This is a genomic window from Cellulomonas sp. Leaf334, assembly GCF_001424195.1.
Taxonomy (GTDB): Bacteria; Actinomycetota; Actinomycetes; order Actinomycetales; family Cellulomonadaceae; genus Cellulomonas.
The window spans coordinates 1,107,739-1,122,341 of record NZ_LMOO01000001.1 but is presented as its reverse complement, the minus strand read 5'-3'; the positions used below and the strand labels follow the sequence as shown (position 1 = coordinate 1,122,341).

12 protein-coding genes are annotated in these 14,603 nt (G+C 73.1%); 6 read left to right on the top strand and 6 right to left on the bottom strand.

Features of this window, described 5'->3' with window-relative positions; translation table 11 throughout:
* Positions 1 to 29: 29 nt before the first annotated feature.
* Complete coding sequence (locus ASF78_RS04955; RefSeq protein ID WP_056585369.1) at positions 30 to 746, bottom strand: response regulator transcription factor; 717 nt, start codon at positions 744 to 746, stop codon at positions 30 to 32.
* Entirely contained in the window at positions 743 to 2,065 is a 1,323-nt protein-coding gene (locus ASF78_RS04950; protein ID WP_056585367.1) for a sensor histidine kinase, read from the bottom strand. The genes ASF78_RS04955 and ASF78_RS04950 overlap by 4 nt, the downstream gene beginning before the upstream one ends.
* 153 nt (positions 2,066 to 2,218) lie before the next feature.
* On the opposite strand from ASF78_RS04950, the gene ASF78_RS04945 reads away from it, so the two are divergent.
* The 3 genes from ASF78_RS04945 (at position 2,219) to manA (ending at position 5,541) form a co-directional block, all read left to right on the top strand.
* Positions 2,219 to 2,917 carry a response regulator transcription factor gene (locus tag ASF78_RS04945; protein ID WP_056585365.1) on the top strand — a complete coding sequence of 233 codons (699 nt, stop codon included), beginning with the start codon at positions 2,219 to 2,221 and terminating at the stop codon, positions 2,915 to 2,917.
* Between the two features lie 3 nt (positions 2,918 to 2,920).
* A complete protein-coding gene (locus tag ASF78_RS04940; RefSeq protein ID WP_056585363.1) occupies positions 2,921 to 4,243 on the top strand; it encodes an ATP-binding protein in 1,323 nt (440 codons plus the stop codon).
* A gap of 101 nt (positions 4,244 to 4,344) precedes the next feature.
* The gene (manA, locus tag ASF78_RS04935) at positions 4,345 to 5,541 is read left to right on the top strand and encodes a mannose-6-phosphate isomerase, class I (RefSeq protein WP_056585361.1); all 1,197 of its coding nucleotides are present in this window, start codon (positions 4,345 to 4,347) and stop codon (positions 5,539 to 5,541) included.
* Positions 5,542 to 5,554: 13 nt separating this feature from the next.
* Here manA and ASF78_RS04930 read toward each other — a convergent pair whose 3' ends face one another.
* The gene (locus ASF78_RS04930) at positions 5,555 to 6,061 is read right to left on the bottom strand and encodes a GtrA family protein (protein ID WP_082494799.1); all 507 of its coding nucleotides are present in this window, start codon (positions 6,059 to 6,061) and stop codon (positions 5,555 to 5,557) included.
* Between the two features lie 123 nt (positions 6,062 to 6,184).
* Here ASF78_RS04930 and ASF78_RS04925 point away from each other — a divergent pair, with 123 nt between their 5' ends.
* The gene (locus ASF78_RS04925) at positions 6,185 to 7,351 is read left to right on the top strand and encodes a 5-(carboxyamino)imidazole ribonucleotide synthase (protein WP_056585359.1); all 1,167 of its coding nucleotides are present in this window, start codon (positions 6,185 to 6,187) and stop codon (positions 7,349 to 7,351) included.
* An 85-nt stretch (positions 7,352 to 7,436) separates the two neighbouring features.
* The gene (gene purE / locus ASF78_RS04920; RefSeq protein ID WP_056585356.1) at positions 7,437 to 7,976 is read left to right on the top strand and encodes a 5-(carboxyamino)imidazole ribonucleotide mutase; all 540 of its coding nucleotides are present in this window, start codon (positions 7,437 to 7,439) and stop codon (positions 7,974 to 7,976) included.
* A 34-nt stretch (positions 7,977 to 8,010) separates the two neighbouring features.
* Here the strand turns inward: purE and ASF78_RS04915 are convergent, their stop codons facing one another.
* The 3 genes from ASF78_RS04915 to rfbB all read right to left on the bottom strand — a co-directional run bounded on the left by ASF78_RS04915 (position 8,011) and on the right by rfbB (position 11,737).
* Positions 8,011 to 8,979 (bottom strand): LCP family protein, encoded by a 969-nt coding sequence (locus ASF78_RS04915; protein WP_235518386.1) that lies wholly within the window; start codon positions 8,977 to 8,979, stop codon positions 8,011 to 8,013.
* A gap of 444 nt (positions 8,980 to 9,423) precedes the next feature.
* On the bottom strand, positions 9,424 to 10,668 hold the full coding sequence (locus ASF78_RS04910) for an LCP family protein (RefSeq protein WP_235518385.1): 1,245 nt from the start codon (positions 10,666 to 10,668) through the stop codon (positions 9,424 to 9,426).
* Between the two features lie 73 nt (positions 10,669 to 10,741).
* Positions 10,742 to 11,737, bottom strand: coding sequence for a dTDP-glucose 4,6-dehydratase (gene rfbB / locus ASF78_RS04905; RefSeq protein WP_056585352.1), 996 nt, complete (start codon positions 11,735 to 11,737; stop codon positions 10,742 to 10,744).
* 116 nt (positions 11,738 to 11,853) lie between these two features.
* Between rfbB and ASF78_RS04900 the strand changes: the two genes are divergently transcribed.
* The gene (locus ASF78_RS04900; RefSeq protein WP_082494798.1) at positions 11,854 to 14,541 is read left to right on the top strand and encodes an N-acetylmuramoyl-L-alanine amidase; all 2,688 of its coding nucleotides are present in this window, start codon (positions 11,854 to 11,856) and stop codon (positions 14,539 to 14,541) included.
* Positions 14,542 to 14,603 lie beyond the last annotated feature (62 nt).

Below are 14,603 nucleotides of genomic sequence, written 5' to 3'. Positions count from 1 at the left end.
GACTGGTCGCCCGTCATCCCGTGGTCCGACTACGAGCCGGGCCGCACCAGACCGGTCTCGTACGCCAGCACGACGGCCTGCACCCGGTCGCGGACGTGCAGCTTCGCGAGGATGCGGCCGACGTGGGTCTTGACCGTCGCCTCCGCGACGAACAGGTCGGCGCCGATCTCGGTGTTCGATCGGCCGCGCGCCATGAGGACGAGCACCTCACGCTCGCGGTCCGTCAGGTCGGCGACCGCGAGGCGTGCGGGGTCGGTGGGTCCGCCCGGCTCGTCGGGGGGGAGCGCGGTGACGAGGTGCTCCAGGAGCCGCTTGGTGCTCGACGGGGCGATGACGGCGTCGCCGTGGTGCACGGTCCGGATCGCGGCGAGCATCTCCTCCGGCGGCGCGTCCTTCAGCAGGAACCCGCTGGCTCCCGCGCGGATGGCCGACAGGACGTACTCGTCGAGGTCGAACGTCGTCAGGACGATCACGCGGGGTGCCGGGTCGTCGTCGGTCGCGCGCGAGGTGATCTGCGCGGTCGCGGTGAGCCCGTCCATGGTGGGCATGCGGACGTCCATCAGCACGACGTCGACCGGGCCCGTGACGGTCCGCGCGGCGGGTGCCAGAGCGCGTACGGCCTGTGCCCCGTCGCCGGCCTCGAGCACGACCTCGAGGTCGGCCTGCGAGTCGATGACCATGCGGAACCCCGCGCGGACCAGCTGCTGGTCGTCGACCAGGGCGACGCGGATCGTGTCGCCGCTCATCGGGTCGCCTCGTCCGGGGTGCTCGGCACGGGTGTGGTCCCTTCGTCGGTGGAGGTGATGGTGGGTGCGGTGTCGGTCGGGGTGGGCAGCTGGGCGCGGACGCGGAAGCCGCCGCCGGGACGAGGGCCGGCGCTGACCGTCCCTCCGAACATCGTCGTGCGCTCGCGCATGCCGACCAGCCCCTGGCCGAGCCCGTCGGTGTCCGCCGACGCACCCCGGCCGTCGTCGCTCACCTCGAGCACGATGGCGTCGGGGAGCCACTGGACGAGCACCGTGACCTTGGGGTCCGGGCCGGCGTGCTTGAGGACGTTGGTCAGTGACTCCTGCGCGATCCGGTACACCGTGAGACCTGCGCCGGGAGGCAGGTTCCGCGGCTCGCCCATCCGGACCAGGGAGGCGCGCAGCCCGCTGGCCCGGACCTGCTCGACGAGCGCGCCGACGTCGGACTCGGCGGGCTGCGGGGCGAAGCCCTGGCTCGTGCCGTGGCTCAGCCCGCCCGGACCGGGGAGCGCGGGGACGGCGCCCGTCGAGACGGGAGGTTCGGATCCGCCCCGCAGCACGCCGAGCAGCCGCCGCATGTCCGTGAGGGCCGCTCGCCCGGTCTCGGCGATGGTGCTGAGCGCTCTCGTCGCCGCGGCGGGGTCGGCGTCGGCCGCGTACCGCCCGCCGTCGGCCTGCGCGATCATGACCGTGAGCGAGTGGGCGACGATGTCGTGCATCTCGCGGGCGATCCGGGCACGTTCGGCCGCGGTCGCGATCTGGGACTGCTGGTCGCGCTCGACCTCGAGCCGCTGGGCCCGGTCGACCAGTGCCTCGATCGTCTCCCGGCGTGAGCGCCGGACCAGCCCGAACGCCCAGACCGTCAGGGCGCTCACCCCGGTGAAGATCGCGGTCGACGCGGCCCCGGGGGCGTCGAACCACCCGTTCATCGCGATGCCGAGCAGGACCGAGCCGACGAGCGTGCTGACGATCGCGACGCGGTGCGCCCACCGTGGGCCGTGCACCGTGACGGAGTAGAGCGAGAGGAGGACGGCGAAGTCCGCGGGGACGACGAGGGGGGCGAAGAACGCCAGCTGGAGCAGCGCGGCGGAGTAGACGGCGACCGCGGACGCGGTCGGACGGACCCGCCGCCAGGCCAGGGGAGCGACCACCGCCATGGAGATCAGCGGGGTGGCGAGCGTGCGGGTGGCGTTCGCCGCGGCGCTGTTGATGTCCGTCGACGTCGTGACCATGAGCAGCAGCAGGAACCCGGTGCCGGTCGCGTCCACGGCGAACCGGTGCGCCTCCTCCCACCGCAGCAGGCGTTCCCATCTCGTCACCCCACGAGGGTAGGCGCGAGGCCTCCCAGCAGCGTGCCCCCACAGGACGACCGAGGCCGCCCGCGGGTCCGCCCGCAGGCGCACCCGGTTCACGTGAACATCTGTGCGCGCCCCACTGGCGGTCAAGACCGTCCCATGACCTAGCATGGGCGAATGACCCAGGTGCTGCTGGCCGAGGACGATCCCGCGATTGCCGAGCCTTTGGCTCGCGCCCTCGGGCGTGAAGGTTACGACGTGCGCGTGCAAGGTACTGGTCAAGGTGCGATCGACGGGGCCGCGGCCGCTGACCTGGTCGTCCTCGACCTGGGCCTGCCGGACATGGACGGCCTCGACGTCGCGCGCGCGATCCGCAACCTCGGCCTGACGACGCCGCTGCTGGTCCTGACGGCCCGCGCCGACGAGGTGGACCTCGTCGTCGGGCTCGACGCCGGTGCTGACGACTACGTGACCAAGCCGTTCCGGCTCGCCGAGCTGCTGGCGCGCGTCCGGGCGCTGCTGCGCCGCAGCGTGGGGGACCCGGGCGACGAGGACGAGCTGCACGCGCAGAACGTCCGCGTCGACGTCGCCGCCCACCGCGCGTTCCAGGGCGAGCGGGAGCTGCACCTGACCGCCAAGGAGTTCGACCTGCTGCGCGTGCTCGTCGGGGCGGCCGGCACCGTCGTCGCCCGCGAGACGCTCATGCGTGAGGTCTGGGGCTCGGACCCGACGGGCTCGACCAAGACGCTCGACATGCACGTGTCCTGGCTGCGCCGCAAGCTCGGCGACGACGCCAACGCCCCGCGCTACGTCACGACGGTGCGCGGCATGGGGTTCCGGTTCGAGACGGGCGGCGCGAGCGCCGAGCGGGGCTGAGCCTTGCGTCGTCGCGTCCTGCAGGCGACGATCGCCGCGGTCACCGTCGCGGTCGTCCTGCTCGGGTTCCCCCTCGCCTTCCTCGGCGCACAGCTGGTCCGGGAGAACGAGATGCAGGCGCTCTCCGCGCGCGCCGAGTCCGCCGCGCGGGCGGTCGACTTCCGCGTCGAGCAGGACGTCGACCTGAGCAACCGGATGCTCGAGAACTACACCGGCGACGTGGGGGAGGTTCCGGCCTCCGTGATCGTCCGCACCCCCGACGGTGACGTCTTCCAGGCGGGTGAGCGGATCCAGGGTCGCACCCTGTCGGTGGAGGAGACTGCCGACTCCGGCGCGGTCGTCACGCTGTACGTGTCGTGGTGGGACGTCTTCTGGCTCAGTGCCCGCGTCATCGCGCTCGTCGTGGTCGCCGCCGTCGTCGCGTTCGCGGCCGGCATCGCGATGGCGATCTGGCAGGCCAACCGGCTGACCGCGCCGCTCGTCTACCTGGCCGCGTCGGCGGAGCAGCTGGGGGCCGGCCAGGTGCGGCCACGCCTCCAGCCGTCGGGGGTCGAGGAGATCGACCTCGTCGCCGCCGAGCTCGCGCGAAGTGCCGACCGGATGGCAGCGCGGCTCGCGGCCGAGCGGCAGTTCGCCTCCGACGCCTCCCACCAGCTGCGCACCCCCCTGACGGCGCTCTCGATGCGGCTCGAGGAGATCATGGTCGCCACGGACGACCCGAACGTGAGCGAGGAGGCCAGGATCTCGCTCGAACAGGTCGAGCGGCTGGTGCGCGTCGTCGACGACCTGCTGGCCAGCTCACGCCGGCTGCAGGGCGGCACGACCGAGGCCGTGCAGCTGCTGGAGGTCGTCCACCAGCAGGAGGAGGAGTGGCAGCCGACCTTCCTCGCGACGGGTCGGCGCCTCGTCGTCGAGGTCGACCGCTCGACCCAGGTGCTCGCGACGCCGGGAGCGCTCGCCCAGGTCATCGCGACGCTCATCGAGAACTCCCTGCGGCACGGCGCCGGCACCACGACCGTGCGCTCGCGGCCGAGCGGGCCGTCGGGCGCGGTCGTGGTCGAGGTGGCCGACGAGGGTGCCGGTGTGCCCGACGACCTGGCCCCGCGGATCTTCGAGCGGGAGGTGACCTCCGGCAAGGGCACGGGGCTCGGGCTCGCCCTGGCCCGTGACCTGGCGTCCGCGGACGGCGGAAGGCTCGAGCTGGCGCAGCGTCGGCCCGCGGTGTTCGCGCTGTTCCTCTCGGGCGTGCCGGCCTCGATGCGACCCGACGTGGTCCTGCCGCTCGGCGCGGTGGTCTCGTCGCGGATGGACCGCCGCCGCCGATGACCGGTATGTCCGGTCGCGCCCGGTGATCGGCTCGGGGGGCGCCGGGCGACCAGTAATCTGGGATGCCACCTGGCCGACCAGCACCACTCAGGAGCGCAGCCGTGTACCGGATCACCCCAGCGACCCAGCACTATGCCTGGGGTTCGACGACCGCTATCCCGGACGTGCTGGCGCTCGTACCGGACGGTCGCCCGGTGGCGGAGGCGTGGTTCGGTGCCCACGCGAGCGCGCCGGCCGTCGCGCAGACCGCCGACGGCCCACGCGGGCTCGACGAGCTGATCGCCCAGGCTCCGGACCACCATCTGGGTGCGGACGTCACGTCGCGGTTCGGCACGCACCTGCCCTACCTGCTCAAGATCATCGCGGCGAACGCACCACTCTCGCTCCAGGTGCACCCCACCCTCGAGCGAGCGCGAGCCGGCTTCGCGGCCGAGGACGCGGCCGGGATCCCGGTCTCCGCACGCGAGCGCAGCTACCGCGACGACAACCACAAGCCGGAGCTGGTGTACGCGCTCAGCAGGCTGGACGCGATGGTCGGATTCCGCGCACCGCGACGCGCCGCCGAGCTGCTGGCGGACCTTGACGCACCCCTGGCTGCCGACCTCCACGCGCTCCTCGCGGCGGACCCGAGCTCGGCAGGCGTCCGGACGGCGTTCGAGTGGCTCCTGCGGCCGGAGACCCGACCAGGCGCAGCGGACGTCGCCAAGTTCGCCGAGGCGTGCGCGCGCCGGCTCGCCGACGGGTCGCCGTCCCCTCGGACGGACCGGACGGTGATGCGCCTCGCGGCGGCGTACCCGGGAGACCCGGGGGCGGTGACGTCCGTGCTGCTCAACCCGGTGACCTTGAACCGGGGAGAGGCGCTGTTCGTGCCCGCGGGGACCGTGCACGCCTACCTGCACGGCGTCGGCGTCGAGATCATGGCGAACTCGGACAATGTGCTCCGAGCCGGCCTGACCGCGAAGCACGTCGACGTCGTCGAGCTGCTCCACAACGTGGACTGCATCGCCGCACCGCCGATCAGGATCGCCCCCGAGAAGGTGTTCACGTCGACCCGGATCTTCTACGCCCCGGTGGACGACTTCGAGCTCTCGGTCTCGCGCTTCACGGACGACGGTCCCACCCGGTTGCCGGGTCGAGGCCCGCGCATCGTCCTGTGCCTGGAGGGTGAGGTCGAGATCTCGACGCACGACGGGAGCGCACTCCTGCTGACCCGGGGACAGTCCGTGTTCGTCCCGGCGTCCGACGGTGCTCTGACCGGGTCCGGCGACGCGACGGTCGTCCAGGCGGACGTGCCCTGACGAGTCGCGGCGGTCAGGTCGTCGGGACCCGCAGCCCCGTGAAGACCCACCGCTTGTAGCCGAGGTACCGCAGGACGGTGCCGATGCCTATCCCGATCACCGTCGCGGCGTTGTCGGCGAGCGGGGTCGTGAGGTCGAGCGCGTAGTGCGAGAACGCGAGGGTGAGCACGGGGATCACGGCGCAGACGACATTGATGCCTGCGAACACGGCGAGCTCACGCACCCTCCGGTCGGTGCGCTGCTGCGAGAACGTCCAGTGCCGGTTCCCCAGCCACGCGACCAGCGTCGCGGCGACGACGGAGATGACCTTCGCCGTGAGCGGCTTGTGCCCGAGCACCTCGCCGGGGCCGAACCGGAGCAGGTTGAACAGGCCCAGGTCGACGACGAACGCGATGCCGCCCACCGAAAGGAACCGGGCGAGCTCGTAGGCGCGGGCGCGCAGTGCGGCGGCGCGCAGGGCCGGGGCGACCGGGGGCGCGCCGACGGTCCGGCTGTCGGTCAGCTCGTCGCTGGCGCTCACGGAGCTCCTCGGTGTCGGACAAAGCGGTCTGGAGAGGATAGCCCGCAGATCTGTGAGCCGGTCGATCGAGGCCGGTGCGAAGCGTTTCGGCCTCCGCCCGGCGCTCGGCTAGTGTCGTCGCCCGTGACAGCACCCGTGGTGGCCGTGGTCGGTGGTGGGCAGCTCGCCCGGATGATGGCGCCTGCGGCGACCGCTCTCGGGGTGCACCTGCGGGTGCTGGTCGAGAACCCGACGTCGTCGGCGGCCCAGGTGGTCGTCGACGCGCCTGTCGGGTCGGCGTCCGACGAGGAGGCGATCACCCGGCTGGTCGAGGGCGCCGACGCGCTGACGTTCGAGCACGAGCACGTCCCGAACGCGCTGCTCGACCGTCTGGAGAGCGCGGGGGTCGCGGTGCACCCGGACGCGGCCGCGCTCGTCCACGCGCAGGACAAGATCGTCATGCGGACCCGCCTGGCCGCGCTGGGGATCCCCGTCCCCTCGTGGGCCGTCCTCCCGTCGGCCGCGCAGCTGGCAGACTTCCTGGCCGGCCACGGCGGGGTGGCCGTGGTCAAGACGGCCCGCGGCGGGTACGACGGCAAGGGTGTGCGCGTCGTCCGCGACCCGGACGACGTCGTGGACTGGTTCGCCGCTGCTGCACAGGGCACGGGCGCGCCCCTGCTCGCGGAGGAGAAGGTGCCCTTCACCCGTGAGCTCGCGGTCCTGGTCGCCCGGCGGCCCGGCGGTGAGACGCGCACGTGGCCCGTGGTGGAGTCGGTCCAGCGCGACGGCGTGTGCGCGCTCGTCATCGCCCCCGCCCCCGACCTGGACCCGAGGACCCGCGCCGAGGCGGTCGACGTGGCCACCCGCATCGCCGAGGGGCTGGGTGTCACCGGCGTGCTCGCCGTCGAGCTGTTCGAGGTCGCGGACCCGGCCGGCGGTCCGCCGCGGGTGCTCGTCAACGAGCTCGCGATGCGCCCGCACAACTCGGGCCACTGGACCATCGACGGCGCCGTCACGAGCCAGTTCGAGCAGCACCTGCGTGCCGTGCTCGACCTGCCGCTCGGCGACCCCGCCGCGCGCGCCCGCTGGACGGTCATGGCGAACGTGCTCGGCAGCGCACTGCCGGAGCCGACGGACGCACTCGCCGACGTCGGTCGACTCGACCCGGCCGCCAAGGTTCACCTGTACGGCAAGGAGGTCCGTGCGGGGCGCAAGCTCGGGCACGTGAACGTCAGCGGCGACGACCTCGACGACGTCCGCCGCCGTGCCGTCGCTGCCGCAGACCTGCTGCAGGGTGCCGCGTCCGCCTGACGCGAACAGTGCGCCGCACCGTGGTGCGCCTGGGACATGATGGGCGCGCGGCGTCACCGGGACGGCGTCAGGAACGGAGACAGTGATGGCTGCGCAGCCTCTGGTGGGGATCGTCATGGGCTCGGACTCGGACTGGCCCGTCATGAAGGCGGCCGCCGAAGCGCTCGCGGAGTTCGACGTCGCCGTCGAGATCGACGTCGTGTCTGCGCACCGTCAGCCCGAGAAGATGGTCGCGTACGGCCGCAGCGCCGCGGACAGGGGACTGCGTGTGGTGATCGCCGGCGCGGGCGGGGCAGCGCACCTGCCGGGCATGCTCGCCGCGGTCACCACGCTGCCCGTGGTCGGTGTCCCCGTCCCGCTGGCCTACCTGGACGGGATGGACTCGCTGCTCTCCATCGTGCAGATGCCCGCCGGGGTCCCCGTGGCGACCGTCTCGATCGGCGGCGCACGCAACGCCGGCCTGCTGGCGGTCCGCATCCTCGCGTCCGGTGAGGGCGAGCAGGCGGCCCGGCTGCGCACCGCGATGGCTGCCTTCCAGGTCGACCTGCAGGGGCAGGCCGACGGCAAGGGGGAGCGCCTGCGCGCCCAGACGACCGCGCGGCCGAGCGTGGGCTTCAGCGTCTGACCCTGGTGGCGGACCGGCCCTGACCGCGAGCGGCTCAGGCGCCGGGCATGCCGCCCACGGTGCCGGCGGGCAGGGACCCGTCCTGGATCGCCACCCAGAACGCCGGGGTGGCGTCGGGGTCCAGCAGCACCGTGGAACCGACGTTGCCGCCGGGGCGGTAGTCGATGGTCGCGATCGGTGGCGTGCCGGTGATGCCCCCCGGGCCGTTGGCCGCCCGGAACGCGAGCGCGAGCTTCGCCATGTCGAGGATGTTCGACTCGTCGCTCACCGTCAGCGCCTGGGTGCCGGCGTCGATCAGGGCGACCTGCTGGCCCGGCCGCACGGCCAGCTGGCTGGGCTTCACCTTGGCCATGACGGCGCCGATCAGCTGCCGCTGGCGCTCCGCCCGGCCGACGTCGCCGGTGAGGTCGGCCTTGCGCATCCGGGCGAACGCGAGCGCCTGGGTGCCGTCCACGTCGTGGCAGCCCGCCACCCACACCATCCCCGAGTCGGCGTCGTTGACGTCGGCGTCGTGGCACAGGTTCACCCCGCCGACCGCGTCGACGATCTGCTCGACACCCGCCATGCCGATCTCGGCATAGTGGTCGACGGTCATGCCGGTCAGCCCCTCCACCGTCTGCACGAGGAGTGGGGCACCCCCCCAGGAGAAGGCGGCGTTGAGCTTCGCGGGGCCGTTCCCGGGGATCTCGACGTACGTGTCCCTGGGGAGCGAGATGAGCGCGGTGGGCCCGCTGTCGGGGACGTGCAGCAGGAGGATCGTGTCGGTCCGGGCACCCTCGGTCCCGTCCTGCGCGACACCACCGTCGGCGCGCGAGTCGGAGCCGGTCAGCAGGTAGGTCGTGCCCGGGGTGTTCGCAGCACCGCTGAGCGCCGCAGTGTGCTGGACCTTGCCGTTGGCCCACACCGCGAGGCCGATGGGCCAGGCGAGCAGGGCGACGACCACCAGGGCGGCGATCCCGCCGACGAGGGCCTTCCGGCTGCGTCGTGCCCCGGGCTGCGCCACCGGTGTCGGCGGCCGTGGCCCTGACGGCCCCGACGGTGGACGTCCGGCGGGAGCTCGGGTCGGCTGCGCGGGGCGGCTGGTCGCGGGCCGGGAAGAAGTGGACCGGGGTGCCGCGGCCGGGGTCGGTGCCGCGGCCGGGGTCGCCTGGCGACCGGCTCGGCCGGGAACCTCGACGGGTGCGGACGGACCGGAGGGCCGGGCGCCCTGCCCTGCGGGAGCGATCGTGGGGGGACGGCTGCTCGCCGGCCGCCCGTCAGCGGACGGCGCGGCCGGCCGGGCCGCACCCGGACCGGGCGTGCGGGAGGGGCGTGACGGGGACGTGGGTCGCGACGGGCGACCGACGACGATCGGCTCCGCGTCGGCCGGTCGGGCCGGACGGGCCGACGCTCCCGGCGCGAAGCTCGGCGGAGGGGTGCGTGAGGTCCGCTCGTCGGGAGCCATACCTCAGCAGACGTCCGTCGTGTCGTCGACGCTGAACGCCTCGTGCCCGGCCTTCTTGGTCTCCACCGGGGCCGGTTGCACCGGCGTCGTCGGTGTCTCCGGGGCGGTCGTGGCGTCGGGTGCCGCGGGCGGGGCCGTCGTGGCCGGCGCGGTGGGGGTCTCGCCGAGAGCCGGCACGTCGTTGGCCATGTTCTCCCACACCGCATCGGCCGCGGACGTCCACTCGACGCGGTTGGGGTCCGACTTCGCGGCAGCGAACGGGATCGTCATGAAGGTGATGTTGCCACTGCTGATGTTGCGCAGGTTGTAGGCGAGGCCGGTCATGTTGCCGATCGACATCCCGCTGTCCGTCGTCAGCGAGCCCGTCGCGGCGCTGAGGAAGGAGATCAGCTTCTGCGGGTTGGTCAGGACGTCACGGGAGAGGACCTCGCGCACCATCGCGGCGATGAGCTTCTGCTGGTTGCCGATGCGGTTCGTGTCGGACCCGTCGCCGACCCCGACGCCCTTGCGGGCCCGGGCGTAGGCGAGGGCGGTGCCTCCGTCGAGCGTCTGGAACCCGGCGGACAGCTGCAGGCCGGCCTCCTTGGCGGTCATGTCGTTCGGGATGCACATGGGCACCCCGCCGATGGAGTTGACCATCTGCTGGAAGCCCGCGAAGTCGACGACGACGAAGTGGTCGATCGGGACACCGGTGTTGTGCTGCACCGTGTTGATCGTGCACGCCGCTGCCGAGGTCATGTCCCCGCCGTTGTCCCACCCCGTCGCGAAGGCCGAGTTGAACATGCCGTGGGTCGCGCGGCTGGTCTTGCCGTTGGTCATGGTGCACGACGGGATGTCCACGAGGGAGTCGCGGGGGATGGAGACGAGCTCGACGCGCGACCGGTCGGCGGAGATGTGGAGCACCATCGTCGTGTCCGAGCGCATGCCCGCCGCCTCGCCGCCGATCTCCCCGTTGAGACCGTCGCGCTGGTCCGAACCCATGATCAGGATGTTCACGGCCTGGCCGGCGTTCGGGTCGTCCGGGTCCGGCTCCTTGGTGGGCTCCGGCATCGGGTTCACCAGTGCCGAGACGTCGACCTTGTCCATGTTGCCGTTGAGCTTGGCGGCGACGGCCGCGACCCCGCTGGCGCCGAAGACCACCAGTGCGGCGACGGTGAGCGCGATCCCCCGCACGACACCGTGCGAGTGCAGGCGTCGGGAGTGCCGGGCGGCACGAGGGCGCTGGACAGCAGCGTGGCGGGAGGTCACGTGACGATCGTAGGAGGGCGACCCGCCTCTGCGGGGGAGCGCCCGCAGGGGCGTCGTGGAGGATCTGTGCAGATCAGCGGCCCAGCTGGGCGTACTTCGCCTCCGTGGCGTCCTTCTGGGGCCGCCACCACGCCTCGTTGGCCTGGTACCAGGCCACCGTGGCCTCCAGGCCGGTCCGGAAGCTCGGGTACCGCGGCTTCCAGCCGAGCTCCTCGCGCAGCTTCGTGGAGTCGATCGCGTAGCGCAGGTCGTGGCCCGGGCGGTCGCTCACCAGGTCGTACGCGTCGGCCGGCTGCCCCATGATCTCGAGGATGTCCTCGACGACGGACTTGTTGTTCTCCTCGCCGTCCGCGCCGATCAGGTAGGTCTCGCCGCGGCGGCCCCGCTCGATGATCGCCCAGACGGCGCTGTTGTGGTCCTCGACGTGGATCCAGTCCCGGACGTTCTCGCCCGACCCGTAGAGCTTGGGCCGCACCCCGTCGATGACGTTGGTGATCTGCCGCGGGATGAACTTCTCCACGTGCTGGTACGGGCCGTAGTTGTTCGAGCAGTTGGAGATCGTCGCGTGCACGCCGAAGCTGCGGGCCCACGCGCGCACCAGGAGGTCCGACGACGCCTTCGTCGAGGAGTACGGGCTCGACGGGTTGTACGGGGTCTCGGGGGTGAACTTCGCCGGGTCGTCCAGCTCGAGGTCGCCGTAGACCTCGTCGGTCGAGATGTGGTGGAAGCGCACGTCGTGGCGGCGGACGGCCTCGAGCAGCTGGTACGTGCCGATGATGTTGGTGCGCAGGAACGGCCACGGGTCGTGCAGGGAGTTGTCGTTGTGCGACTCGGCCGCGAAGTGCACGACGAGGTCGACGTCCTTGACCAGGCTGTCGACGATGTCAGGGTCCGCGACGTCCCCCTTGGCGAACACGACCTTGCCGTCGACCGGGTCCAGGCTCCGCTCGTCACCCGCGTAGGTCAGCGCGTCGAGGACCGTGACCTGCACGTCGGGACGCTCGCGGACGGTCTGGTGGACGAAGTTGGAACCGATGAAGCCGGCTCCGCCGGTGACGAGCACGTGCACGGGGGGACCTCCAGGAGGGGTGGGAAGCATGCAGATCATATCGGGCGCGCCGACCTGCGGTCCTTGACCGCGGCAGGAGGCCCCCGGACACTGCGGGGGAAGCCGGGGGAGGACCGATGTCGATACGTGTGCTCGTGGTGACCGCAGCACTGGTGCTGGGCGGTCTCCCGGCGAGTGCGTCCGGCGCCGCGCAGGTCGGTGCCGTCCCGCTCGCGGCGACGACCGCGAGCGCGGCGGCGACCGCGAGCGTGGGGACGACCGGGAGCGCGGCGCCCGCGACGTTCGACGAGACCCCGGTGACGATCCTCGCGCCGGCGGCCGGCGGCCGTCGCGCCGCTGCTGCCCCTGGCGCCATCGCGGCGGACCAGGCCGAGGGGGCCGACCGGGTGCGCACCGCGGAGGTCCCGGTCGTCGGCCGGCAGTCGCTCGGGGTGACCTGGGCCGATCCCGCGGTGGCGGTCGACGTCGAGGTGCGCACGCGCACCGGGTCTGTCTGGTCGGACTGGGTCGAGCTCGGCGACGAGGCGACCACGCCCGACGCGGGGACCGCCGAGAGCGCCCGCACGCTGCGCGGTGGTACGAGCTCCGTGTGGATCGGGGGCTCCGACGCGGTCCAGCTCTCCTTCCCCGCCACCGGGACGCCCGCGGACGTCCGTCTCGCGCTCGTCGGGACCGGACCGGTCGACGCGACGGCGGGCGCGGGTGGCGCACGGACGGCCACCGCCGACGACGTCTCGGCCGACACCTCGACCTCCGACACCGCCTCCTCGGTGATCGCCGCGGCTGTCGCCGGACCACCTCTGTTCACCCGGGCCCAGTGGGGCGCGGCGCCGCAGGCGTGTGCGTTCGACGTGGCGTCGACGCTCGTGGCGGCCGTCGTGCACCACACGGCCGGACCGAACAGCTACAACTCGGTGGCCGAGGCGATGGCGCAGATCCGCAACGACCAGCGGTACCACCAGCAGGGCCGCGGCTGGTGCGACATGGGCTACAACTTCCTCGTCGACAAGTGGGGCAACATCTACGAGGGGCGCGCCGAGAGCTCGTTCCGGCCCGTGATCGGCGTGCACGCCGGAGGGTTCAACACCCGCACCGTCGGGATCTCGATGCTCGGCGACTACAGCAGCATCCCCCCGTCGGCCGGCGTCCAGGAGTCCGTGGCGCGCCTGATCGCGTGGCGCCTGTCCGCCTACCACCGCGACCCGGCCAGCACGACGACCTACACCACGCTCGGTGGCGAGAACTCGCGCTACGCGGCCGGCACCACGCTCGCGCTGCCCGTGGTCCTCGGGCACCGGGACGTCGCGTTCACGGCCTGCCCGGGCCAGCTCGGCTACAACACGCTCGGCTGGCTGCGCGCGCGAGCACGGCAGATCATCGGCGCGAGCCTCGTCAACCCCGCGCCGACGGTCACGTCGTCCGTGGCACGCGGCACCCCGGTCGACGTCCAGGCCGGCGCGCTCGGTGACCTGGACTGGGCCCTGACCGTGACCGACGCGCGCACCGGCGTCCTCGTCTCGCGCACCACGGGCGTCGCCGCGTCGGGGGCGATCCTCGCCGCGCGGTGGGACGGACGGGGTCCGGGAGGTGTGGTGGGTGCCGGTCCGTACCGGCTGGCGCTCGAGGCGACCGACCGCGCGACCGGCACGCCGGTCGTCCCCTGGTCGATGAACCTCGAGGTCACCGGCTCGCAGAACCCCCCGACGGTCAGTCCCGTCCCGCTCGGCTCCGATCTCAGGTTCGTGCCGATCACCCCCCAGCGGATCGCCGACACCCGGACGTCCGTGACCTCGCTCGGACCCGCGTCGCGCATGGACGTCGCGGTGACCGGGGTAGCCGGCATCCCCGCCGACGCCAAGGCCGTCGCCCTCAACCTCACGGGGGTCCACGCGACCTCGCGCACCCACCTGCGGGCCTGGCCCGCGGGGCAGGCGATGCCGCCGTCGTCCGTGCTCAACACCGATCCCGGCCGCACCGTCGCCGCGCACGTCGTCGCAGGCGTCGGGGGCGAGGGCAAGATCAGCGTCTACAACGACACCGGCTCGATCCACGTCGCCGTCGACGTCTCCGGCTACTACGTGGCGTCCGGCGGGACCGGGTTCCAGACGCTGGCCACACCGGCCCGTCTGCTCGACACCCGGCTGTCCGGGCCGCGCCTGCAGTCCGGCGGCACCCGGACGGTCCCGGTCGCCGGGGTGGCGGGCGTGCCGTCCGACGCGCAGGCGGTCGTGGTCAACATCACCTCCGTGGCGGCCAGTGCCGCCGGGTACCTGGCTGCCGTGCCCAAGGGCACCTCGCCGACCGCCTCGACCGTCAACCACCGGCCGGGCGGCGACGCCACGAACCGGGCGACGGTCACCCTCGCCGGGGGCGCGCTCGACATCCGGGACGTCGGCGGCAGCGCCGACGTGGTCGTCGACCTCGTCGGGTGGTACGCGCCGGGCTCCGGCGCCGCATTCACGCCCATCGAGCCGGAGCGGGCGTTCGACACCCGCGCGTCCGGAGGGGCGCTGGGAGCCGGCCAGACCCGTGACTTCGCGGTCGGCACGGCCGCCGGTGTCCCGGCGGGTGCCGTCGGCATCGTGCTCAACGTCACCGCGACGCAGCAGACCGCGTGGGCGACGTACCTGACCGCGTGGAGCGGCAGCGTGCCGCGGCCCCCGACGTCCGACCTGAACACCGGGGGCGGACGGGACGAGTCCAACCTCACCGTCGTGCGACCATCGTCGGGCGGTGCGATCCGGGTGTACAACAACCTCGGCTCGACCCACCTGGTGGGCGACGTCTTCGGCTACTTCCGCTGACGTCCGGCCTCAGGGCCTCTGACCTGGACCGGTATGATGACGCGGCTCGCCAGCCGCGGGCT

What these genes read in the sequence shown, in the direction of transcription:
- ASF78_RS04955 (WP_056585369.1), bottom strand. Translation starts at nt 746, where the DNA reads ATGAGCGGCGACACGATCCGCGTCGCCCTGGTCGACGACCAGCAGCTG.
- ASF78_RS04945 (WP_056585365.1), top strand. Translation starts at nt 2,219, where the DNA reads ATGACCCAGGTGCTGCTGGCCGAGGACGATCCCGCGATTGCCGAGCCT.
- purE (WP_056585356.1), top strand. Translation starts at nt 7,437, where the DNA reads ATGGCTGCGCAGCCTCTGGTGGGGATCGTCATGGGCTCGGACTCGGAC.
- ASF78_RS04900 (WP_082494798.1), top strand. Translation starts at nt 11,854, where the DNA reads ATGTCGATACGTGTGCTCGTGGTGACCGCAGCACTGGTGCTGGGCGGT.